Origin of the sequence: Streptomyces sp. NPDC059696, from assembly GCF_042733745.1 — a bacterium.
Lineage (GTDB): Bacteria > Actinomycetota > Actinomycetes > Streptomycetales > Streptomycetaceae > Streptomyces.
This window is the reverse complement of sequence record NZ_JBHWFG010000141.1, coordinates 1-1,075: the sequence shown is the minus strand read 5'-3', so window position 1 is coordinate 1,075 and position 1,075 is coordinate 1. Positions and strand designations below refer to the sequence as shown.

At 65.6% G+C, this 1,075-nt stretch carries 1 protein-coding gene; it reads left to right on the top strand.

Annotated elements, in window-relative coordinates; genetic code table 11:
• Positions 1-231 precede the first annotated feature (231 nt).
• Positions 232-1,075, top strand: an 844-nt coding sequence (locus tag ACFV20_RS37190; protein ID WP_385665615.1) for an ROK family protein, incomplete at its 3' end; no start/stop codon positions are given.

Sequence of the window (1,075 nt, the reverse complement as noted above, 5' to 3'; positions counted from 1 at the left end):
GCTCCGCCCTGCCGCTGCCTCCATCGGCAACGTGTCCCACCCGGAACCCGCTCCCGAGGCGGCGCACCGTAGGAAGGTGCAGCGCTCCGACACCCGGTCCTGCGCCCAGAAATCCTATGTTCACAACATCCCTCCATGCTTTTGTCAGTATTATCCATAAGTAAATGCATTTCTGGCTATAGTTGTGGTTTTCCGCACCTTAGTGCCCTTCCTGTGGAAGAATCTGGAGGTATGACCACAGATTCGACGCTCCGGTTCGGCGCACAGACGGACGAAGTCACGAGCCTGCTCCGCATCGTCAACCTCGTCCGCACAGGCGAAGCAACCACCCGCCCCGAGATTGGCCGCGTCACGGGCCTGGGCCGCGGCGTCGTCACCCAGCGCGTTGACCAAGCGATCCAGATGGGCTTCCTGGGCGATGGCGAGTTCGGCGCCTCATCCGGCGGCCGGGCACCCCGCACGCTTCGCTTCCAGTCGGAACGGGGACGCATCATCGTCTGCGCCCTCGGCGCTCTCCACATCCGGGTCGGCTACGCCGAACTGGATGGCGACATCGTGGAGCAAAAGCACCGCGAGTGGGACATCGCCCGCGGACCCGCGGAAACACTCAAGGCAGCCATGGAACTCCTGGACGACTTGCTCAAGGACGCCGAAGAGAAGCCAGTGTGGTCAGTGGTGATCGGCGTGCCAGGACCGGTGGACTTCAGCACCGGACAGCCGGTGGCCCCGCCCATCATGCCGGGGTGGAACGGCTTCGACATCCGCACGCCGTTCGAGGAACGCTTCGACGCCCCCGCCTGGGTAGACAACGACGTCAACCTGCTGGCCTTGGGCGAACGCGCCCGGCGCAGGGACGCCTACGCGGACCTGATCTTTTGCAAGATCGGCTCCGGAATCGGGGCCGGCCTGCTCTCCCAGGGACGCATCCACCGCGGAGCCAACGGCGCCGCCGGGGACATCGGCCACGTCCGCGTGCCGGATTCGGATGCCCTGTGCCGCTGCGGCAAGGTTGGCTGCCTTGAAGCCGTCGCCGGCGGTTGGGCCCTGATCCGCGATGCAGAGTTGGCCATCAAGG